This window comes from Psychromonas sp., assembly GCF_983033635.1.
In genome coordinates this window covers 2,483-9,716 of sequence record NZ_CEZLMY010000130.1, presented here as the reverse complement: position 1 = coordinate 9,716, position 7,234 = coordinate 2,483, and the positions used below count along the sequence as shown (strand labels likewise).

The window sequence follows — 7,234 nt, the reverse complement described above, 5'->3', positions numbered from 1 at the left end:
TTTATATATTTTGCCACCTAATGAGTCACAATCTTAATTACGGTCACAAACTTCATTAAAATAGTCACAATCTTTATTGCCAGTCATCACTTATTTCTGGTTTTATTTTTTTACTTAAAACCCTTGACCTTAGATTCAACTCCAAGGTTATACTTGTAAAATAAACAGTAGCATAAATCGTTTACAGCTATTAAAGGATAATAATATGTATCGAATAGGGGAACTCGCTCAGCGCTATCAGGTAAAAACCGATACATTACGGTTTTACGATAAGCATGGCCTATTAAAACCTTCATCCCGTAGTGAATCCGGCTACCGGATTTATAGCGAAGATGATGCACAACGCCTGCGTTTTATATTAAGAGCAAAAGCGATTGGTTTTTCATTAACAGATATCTCAGAGCTGCTTTCTATCGAGTTAGATAAATCAAACTGGGCCTGTGCAGATGTTAAAGGTGTAGTGGATATTAAATTAGCTGATTTAGAAGCTAAAATTGCAGAGCTTAATTATTTCAAGACTTCATTACAGCGCTTATCCGATGCTTGCTGCGGCGGTCCTGAAAGTGCAGAACACTGCTCGATTTTAGAAGCTTTAGAGTCGAATTCATCGGCCATAAAATGTGAAAACCAGACACACCGGCACGATCCGTCTCATTATACAAAAAACTGTCAAAGTAAGGGTTAACTATGTTGTTAGCAAATTTTATCGATCTATTTTTAGACTCTGCCCCTTGGTTAGTATTGGGCTTAATATTAGCCGGCATGCTGAAAATGTTCGTGCCTATGTCATGGATGCAGAAACAGCTTGGCGGACATGGTTTTAAAACCACAGTAAAAGCGGCCATACTGGGTGCGCCTTTGCCTTTATGTTCATGCGGCGTTATTCCCGCAGCCGTCGGCCTGAGACGCTCTGGTGCATCTAAAGCGGCAACCACCTCTTTTTTAGTCTCAACCCCTGAAACTGGAGTGGATTCGGTCACTATTTCATATGTCCTACTAGGCCCTTTTATGGCGATAGTCAGACCGATAGCTGCCGTTATTAGCGCGATTGTTGCGGGGTTATTAGTCGGGCGAGATGATCAACCGCAAAATATAAATAGTAAAGCATCTGATGAGTCAGCGAAAGAGCCGCTTAAAGGTAGTTGTTGCAGCAGCAAAAAAAATGACGTTTCCTCTTGTGCTACAAGCTCAGCTGAGAAACATAAACACAGTATCGAGTCAGAACCGGACTGCTGTGACTCTAGCAAAGATATCGCACAAGAGCTGCAGGGCACGCCGCTTATCAAGCGCATCGTTAAAGGGTTACATTTTGCAGCAACAGATTTAGTGCGGGATACCACCGTCTGGTTATTAGTCGGTTTATTCTTTGCCGCATTAGTACAAACCTATGTGCCGGCTGATTTCCTCGTTAAATGGGGCGATGGTATCTTAGCTATGTTAGTAATGGTGATTATCTCCGTACCTATGTATATCTGTGCCACCGCTTCAACACCTATCGCGGCCGGTCTGTTACTCGCAGGTGTTTCTCCTGGCGCAGTCTTAGTGTTTATGCTTGCTGGCCCGGCAACCAATATTGCAACGTTAGGTGTAGTGGCTAAAGAACTCGGTAAACGTGCGCTGTGGGGATACCTTGGTGGTGTACTAGGTGTTGCGCTGATATCTGGAATTGTAGTGAACTACTTAGTTGTAACTTTTGGTTTCGTGGTCATGCCTCAGATTGGCGAACAAAATGCGCTTTTACCCGACGCAGTGGTTTACAGCTCAAGTATCCTGTTAGCGATATTAATGGCTAAAGTCTTCTTTGATATGCTGCCGATAAAGTGGGCAGGTAAAGGTTGCTGTTCTGAATAAACGGCATTATCTGCAAACGAGTTTCTGGGCAGGCAGGACAATAAGAGATTAAATGCTATTAAGTCATAGGGATAAAAATATGACAAAGATTGCTATTGCAGTAGTCGTTATAACCTCATTGTTGTCAGCTTGTACAGATGAAAGTAAATTATCAGCGCCACCAGCAGAAGGCATTGCTGAAATTAAAACATATATTCAAACAGCGATCGCTTTTGCACAACACAATGAAGTTATTGCCTTAGAGAAGGGGATTCGACTTACATTATCAGAACAAAATATCGCGAACAAAATTGGAATCAAAGATGTTGATAAAATTAGAATTTTATATGTAGATAAGTTTCCCTTTCCAGAAGATGAAAAATTAGCTGAATTCGCAAGAACTACAGGGCTTGACTCTCCGTTTGTAGAAGGATTTACCTATGGATATGCTATCTATATTAAAAATGGCGCTTATAGTCGAGAGCTTATTGCACATGAACTTATTCATGTGCAGCAGTATGAAAAATTAGGAATAGAAAAATTCATGAGTCGCTATCTGATTGAATTAGCCATGATGGGCTATCGAAATGCTCCATTAGAAGTTGAAGCATATGAGCGAGCCTCTATCTATAAGTGAATGCCACCTTTTCTTTAATAAAAGATTCTATGTGCTAGATTTAAAAAAAATCTTGACCTGACTATAACTTCATAGCTGAGAATGACTTTTGACGGTGACAAACTGTCTGATAAATCAATAAACTTTAGGAGATAGAAAATGGGTAATGCAGTTATGAATAAAGAAAAATGGGTTTTATTGTTTAAAGAGATAGGCCTTGATGATGCGACTATGACTAAATGGCATAAAGAATTTGAAACCAGATACCCAAATGAACATCAGTCTTTTCTTGAATGGCTGAAAATATCAAAAGATGAAATTAGTCGAATTAGAGCACTGTAAGAACTAATTGTGCAGGGTGGTTGCCTTTAGTTAGGCAACCACCCAATTAATCCTATATTTAACGGAAAGGTATATGTTTACCATTGGTCAAGTGGCGAAGAAATATTCGCTTTCAAGAAGTACGCTAATTTATTATGACTCCATTGGGATCTTAACGCCCAGTTGTAGAAGCGATGCAAATTACAGATTATATTCTGATAGAGATCTGCTACAAATGGATAAAATATTACTATTTCGCAATGCCGGTTTGCCATTAGATTCCATATCGTTACTTCTTGATAAGGAGGGAGGGGATCTTACTTCCGCGCTTGAACAGAGATTATTTACTATAAATAAAGAGATGCAGGAGCTGAGGAATCAGCAGAAAGTCATTCTAAAAATATTGGAGAATGAAAGCTCCGCAGTAGGCTCTAAAGTCATCACTAAAGAGATATGGGTATCTCTGCTGACGGCGGCGGGTTTGGATGAAGAGGGGATGAAAAAGTGGCATATTGAGTTTGAAAAAACATCACCCGAAGCCCATCAGGATTTTCTTGAATCAATCGGTATAGAAAATAACGAAATCATGTTGATTCGGGAATGGTCAAAAGCCGGTAAATAATAGAGTTCGGATATAATGGCCAACGAACTAACTTATAACCAGATTTTTACTCATTGAATTTTATAAAGAGCAGGACAGCCAGTGCTTTTTGAGCAATTTGGCAATGTCCTGTGTATTTTTTTATAGATTGAAACCGTCTTATATTTTACAGTTGAGGTTCATCATAATTTTCTGGCTGATCGCTGTATACACACACATTGTAATCTTCAACTAAACCTGTTTCTGCCACACAGTGAGTTTCAAAAAACTCAACAATCTCTTTACGCTGACAGTGTGCTTCAAATGCGGCTCTATCACGCCACACTTCATTAAATACGATGGGAAAGCTATTACCTTCGGCAAAATCATTTTTAATATGACGGGTAACTAAGTATTGAATGCAGCCGTCTTCACGTTGTGAATTTGGTTCAAGTGCTTGTAATACTTTAAAAAGTTCGTCTAGCTTGCCTGCTTTAGGTTGAAACATTGCGATACAGTATATTTTTTGAGACATAATAACCTTGCTAAATTAATGGGATTAAAGTGTGAATAAATTATGCTTTGCTTGTGTTGATTAAAATAATATTGCCGTCAATACCTGTGATTAAAGCACGCTCTCCCGCTTTAATACTTTCAACTGTACTGTCATCTGCTAAGCGTGCATTCCAGTTGATACCCGAGTGACGGATTGAGCCTCCATTGGCTGTTACCGTTTCGCTTACGGGGACAGTTTGGCCTATCATATCACTACTGTTATCAACGACGGCTGTTGTGCCTTGAAATTGTTTTAGTGGTTTCCATAAAAGTAACGCACTAAACAGACTAAACAGACCGACAAAAAGCAGTTCCACTTCCCACGTAGAGACTAAATTTAAAGAAACAAGCACACCGGTTAGTGCACAGCCAATTGCAATAAAAAGAAGTGGCCCACTTAAACCGATAAGGGTTAATTCAACCAGTAAACAGATACCTGCAAGTCCGTATAGAAGTTTGTCGTGGTTATTAAATAAATACTCAAAAATGGAATCCATAGAGCCCTCATTAAAAATTAAAACGGGGAACGATTTCTGTTCCCCAAAAAAGATTATTCAGCTAATTTTAGTGAGCTGGAAACTGCAATCGCTTGCGCAACTGTATTGGCAATATTATCGCCAGTATTACCGTCGGTCAATATAACTGAACCCTCAGCTGCAATTGCCTGATGAGCTGCAATTGCTTGTTGTGCAAGTGTTAACTCTACCGCTTTTTTACCTTCAGGCGTCGCTGCTTGTAGACCTACTACGTGTAAAGCGCTTGCTTCAGCTTCTGCTACTAAGCGAATCGCTTCCGCTTTACCCTGTGCTTCCAGCATACGTTTTTCTTTTTCAGCTTCTGCCGCGAGGACTTGCTCAGCTTTAGCAGCTTCCGCATCTAATACACGCGCTTGTTTTAGACCTTCCGCTTGAGTAATTGCGGATGTTTTAACCCCCTCTGCAGTTAAAATAACCGAACGTTTTTCACGTTCTGCGGTCATCTGTTTTTCCATATCTTCTTTAATGGACTGTGGCGGGGTAATGTCGCGAATCTCATAGCGGGTCACCATCACACCCCAAGGCTGTGTTGCTTCTGTCATTGCTCCTAAAATTTGCGCATTGATGACATCACGGTTTTGAAAACACTCATCAAGTTCCATTGAACCAATGGCGTTACGCATAGTGGTCATCGCAAGTTGTATCACGGCTAATTTATAATCAGTTACATTATTGGTTGCTGCTCCTGCATCTGTGACTTTCATAAATAAAATACCGTCTATCTGCAGGGTGATATTATCCCTGGTGATTGCCGATTGCGAAGCAATATCCAGGGACTGCTCTTTTAAATTACGATCGGCTGCGACACGTTGCACAAATGGAATAAGAAAGTTTAAACCAGCACCCAGTGTCGCACTGTATTTACCCATCGTATAAATAACATAACCACGGTTTTGCGGTACAAAATAAATCGCTTTTTTAATTGTAAGTAAAAGTACTGCGACAAACCATACCCATGGAGATGTGATAATTGACATTAAATCTTGCATAATTAACCTCTTGTATAAGTAGAAATATTGATAGTTTATTTCATCACGAATTAATCAAAAGAGAAAGATCTATTGCTTGTATCTGTATGATCTGACAGAAATAAATATTGCTAACTTGTAAAAATCTAAAATATCGGATGTTATAGATGAAGATGGAAGAAGAGTGAGTAGCTGTTCCATAATAAGGGATTATAAGTTTTACCAAACACGACTCATAAAATTCTTTTCAGTGGTATTGATTAAAGTGGTCAAATGAATTTGGCCAAAATTTTATAGGTTTCTAACCGCTGGGGTGGCCCTGCCAATCGGGTAGAAACAGGCATAAAACACAGATAGTTGCGAAGGAGAATAGCAAATTCTGATAAGGTTTTTTCGCAATCGAGCATAATGAGATAAAACATCGTGTGCAAAGTGATATTTTTTTGGGTAAAGGGCTTTTATTGTTCCTATACTCAAAAGATAAACATTGAACTAAACAGGAGTTCCAGATGAATACAATCTTTAAACTATGTCTTATTTCATCTCTACTCTTTGGCATTTCATTCACAAGCCAGGCTAGCGAACTCGTACCGCATAAAGCAAGCTACACCGCCAAAATAAAAAAAGGTATTAGCATTGAAGGTGAAGCAGTGCGAGAACTTAAAAAATCACAAAATGGACAGTGGTTGTATAGCTTCAATGTAAAGTCTTTTATAGCCGATATTGATGAGTCAACGCTACTTTCGTGGCATGATAATCAGGTAGTGCCACATTTATATAACTACAAACTTTCTGCTATTTTAGCTCGAGATAAACTAAAAAAAGTTAATTTTGACTGGAGTAAAATGACCGCGATAAACCCATTAAAAAAGAAGGGTTGGGCAATCACGAATATTCCAAGCAATACACTTGATAGATTAAGTTACCAATTACAATTAGGTATGGATTTACAATCAGGTAAGCAAGAGATGCTTTATCATGTAGCACATAAAGGGAAACTCAGGGAAAACCATTTTATAGTAACAGGTGAAGAAAAGATTAATACAGCCTTTGGTATAATACAAAGCATTAGCGTTGAGAAAGTACGAGATAAAGCCAAAAAACGTAAAACGAATTTGTGGTTATCGAAACAATATCCATTTTTATTATTAAAGATGGTTCAAGTCGAAAAAGACGGTGAACAATACGAAATTAATATTATTCAAGCGAGTATCGAGGGTAAAAATATTACTTTTAATTGATCAGATCCAAAATCTTTACAATGAAAGTTATGACGATGAAAACTACACAAACAGCAACAGCAATTCTACTACTATGTTTGCCTTTTCTTATTTGCTCAAACAAAGCATGCTCGCAGATTTATCGGTGGACTGATGAACAAGGACAAATTCATTTTAGCGATAGATAAAGCACCAATACATTTAAAGCCACAGGAAATCTCATCTCAAGTCAATGAGTTCAACGTCCAAAATAGATGAGTGTTGAACAATAGCAATCAACTCCAAAATGCTATCAGTAAGAGAGATGAAAGCGAAGCATAAAATTCTTGTAACAACACTATTTGATGCTGAATTACACAGCAAAGATGATCTCCCTAATTTATATCAAAGTCGTTGGAATATTGAAGTTGATTTTAGAAATTTAAAGATAATAATGGGTATGTCGGAGCTGAGTTGTCAATCACCTAAAATGTATGAAGAAGAGATATGGGTCTATTTATTGGCGAGTCATATTGTCCGTATTTTAATGGCTCAAACAGCTAAATAATTCAGTCTAAACATTAGGATCATTAGCTTCGAAACACACTGAAAATTTGTAATTCTGTTTT

The 7,234-nt window shown here is 38.3% G+C and carries 11 protein-coding genes; 8 read left to right on the top strand and 3 right to left on the bottom strand.

Going from position 1 to position 7,234, the window contains the following annotated elements:
- Nucleotides 1-205 precede the first annotated feature (205 nt).
- From zntR to AC4GME_RS14165, 5 genes are all read left to right on the top strand, one after another.
- Complete coding sequence (gene zntR, locus AC4GME_RS14185) at nucleotides 206-685, top strand: Zn(2+)-responsive transcriptional regulator (RefSeq protein ID WP_490378623.1); 480 nt, start codon at nucleotides 206-208, stop codon at nucleotides 683-685.
- Nucleotides 686-687: 2 nt separating this feature from the next.
- Nucleotides 688-1,851, top strand: coding sequence for an SO_0444 family Cu/Zn efflux transporter (locus AC4GME_RS14180; protein ID WP_490378622.1), 1,164 nt, complete (start codon nucleotides 688-690; stop codon nucleotides 1,849-1,851).
- A 79-nt stretch (nucleotides 1,852-1,930) separates the two neighbouring features.
- Nucleotides 1,931-2,467 carry an eCIS core domain-containing protein gene (locus tag AC4GME_RS14175; RefSeq protein WP_490379627.1) on the top strand — a complete coding sequence of 179 codons (537 nt, stop codon included), beginning with the start codon at nucleotides 1,931-1,933 and terminating at the stop codon, nucleotides 2,465-2,467.
- 138 nt (nucleotides 2,468-2,605) lie between these two features.
- On the top strand, nucleotides 2,606-2,788 hold the full coding sequence (locus AC4GME_RS14170) for a hypothetical protein (RefSeq protein ID WP_490378357.1): 183 nt from the start codon (nucleotides 2,606-2,608) through the stop codon (nucleotides 2,786-2,788).
- A gap of 73 nt (nucleotides 2,789-2,861) precedes the next feature.
- Entirely contained in the window at nucleotides 2,862-3,389 is a 528-nt protein-coding gene (locus tag AC4GME_RS14165; protein WP_490378356.1) for a MerR family transcriptional regulator, read from the top strand.
- A gap of 145 nt (nucleotides 3,390-3,534) precedes the next feature.
- Here AC4GME_RS14165 and AC4GME_RS14160 read toward each other — a convergent pair whose 3' ends face one another.
- The 3 genes from AC4GME_RS14160 to AC4GME_RS14150 are packed head-to-tail and all read right to left on the bottom strand — an operon-like array spanning nucleotide 3,535 to nucleotide 5,427.
- On the bottom strand, nucleotides 3,535-3,882 hold the full coding sequence (locus tag AC4GME_RS14160) for a putative quinol monooxygenase (protein ID WP_490378355.1): 348 nt from the start codon (nucleotides 3,880-3,882) through the stop codon (nucleotides 3,535-3,537).
- 40 nt (nucleotides 3,883-3,922) lie between these two features.
- Complete coding sequence (locus tag AC4GME_RS14155; protein WP_490378354.1) at nucleotides 3,923-4,399, bottom strand: NfeD family protein; 477 nt, start codon at nucleotides 4,397-4,399, stop codon at nucleotides 3,923-3,925.
- 53 nt (nucleotides 4,400-4,452) lie between these two features.
- The gene (locus tag AC4GME_RS14150; RefSeq protein ID WP_490378353.1) at nucleotides 4,453-5,427 is read right to left on the bottom strand and encodes an SPFH domain-containing protein; all 975 of its coding nucleotides are present in this window, start codon (nucleotides 5,425-5,427) and stop codon (nucleotides 4,453-4,455) included.
- Nucleotides 5,428-5,915: 488 nt separating this feature from the next.
- Here AC4GME_RS14150 and AC4GME_RS14145 point away from each other — a divergent pair, with 488 nt between their 5' ends.
- The 3 genes from AC4GME_RS14145 (at nucleotide 5,916) to AC4GME_RS14135 (ending at nucleotide 7,173) form a co-directional block, all read left to right on the top strand.
- Entirely contained in the window at nucleotides 5,916-6,647 is a 732-nt protein-coding gene (locus AC4GME_RS14145) for a DUF3108 domain-containing protein (RefSeq protein WP_490378352.1), read from the top strand.
- Nucleotides 6,648-6,667: 20 nt separating this feature from the next.
- Complete coding sequence (locus AC4GME_RS14140) at nucleotides 6,668-6,814, top strand: DUF4124 domain-containing protein (RefSeq protein WP_490378351.1); 147 nt, start codon at nucleotides 6,668-6,670, stop codon at nucleotides 6,812-6,814.
- A gap of 98 nt (nucleotides 6,815-6,912) precedes the next feature.
- A complete protein-coding gene (locus AC4GME_RS14135) occupies nucleotides 6,913-7,173 on the top strand; it encodes a transposase (protein ID WP_490379626.1) in 261 nt (86 codons plus the stop codon).
- Nucleotides 7,174-7,234: the final 61 nt, after the last annotated feature.